The sequence below is a fragment of the Nocardia araoensis NBRC 100135 genome (genome assembly GCF_000308435.1).
Classification (GTDB): Bacteria; Actinomycetota; Actinomycetes; order Mycobacteriales; family Mycobacteriaceae; genus Nocardia; species Nocardia araoensis.
On the sequence record NZ_BAFR01000250.1, the window covers coordinates 1 to 737 of the forward strand.

The 737-nt window shown below is 63.2% G+C and carries 1 protein-coding gene; it reads right to left on the reverse strand.

Features of this window, described 5'->3' with window-relative positions:
* The coding region (locus ON21_RS38000) for an IS5 family transposase (protein WP_039803569.1) at positions 1–291 on the reverse strand (291 nt) is incomplete at its 3' end.
* Between the last annotated feature and the right edge of the window lie 446 nt (positions 292–737).

The following is a 737-nucleotide window of genomic DNA, read 5'->3' on the forward strand; positions in this document are numbered from 1 at the left end:
GTCGATCAACCCGGCGGTATGGCAGTGGGTGAGCATCGCCTGATGCATCGCCTCGAACACTCCGGCTGCTTGCCAGTCGCGCACCCGCCGCCAACAGGTCATGCCGGACCCGAAACCGAGTTCCTGGGGCAGGTCTTCCCACCCGATCCCGGTGAACAGCACGAACAGGATCCCTTGCAACACGAGCCGGTCGTCCATCCGCGCCGGCCCCGGCGTGCCCGGCGCCCGGACCGGCAGTAGCGGTTCGATCACTGTCCGCAACTCGTCGTCCACGATCCACGGTGCCGCCACGACGAAACATACTGCACCGCAACGACAGTCACCGCCACTCCCGAACCTGTTAGGAGCTCTTACCCCGGCCGACTTCGAAAAGGCCAACCGGCACCTACAATCAGTGTCCTGACTCTCACAACCCGGCGGACACTTACCCGGGACATCCCACCTTGTCGTCACACCTCTGTCGAGTCAGACCGTGAACGGGACCGGACGGCAGACACATCGCGGGCAAGTCAACCGCAAGGGCGACAGACGGTTCACGAGTCAACCCCGCCCGGTCTCCTACGGCACGCTACGAGGCAGCTGACCCCGCCACGAACCGCTGCCATCAGATAAGTCGACGGTTCAACGGCCCGAGTGAGACGGCCTTTGTGCTGTGACTCTGGGTTGTACTCCAGAGATACGCGACCAGATAGGTGGCCGATTTAGGTATATGGCGGTGCTAGTGACCGATGTGGGGC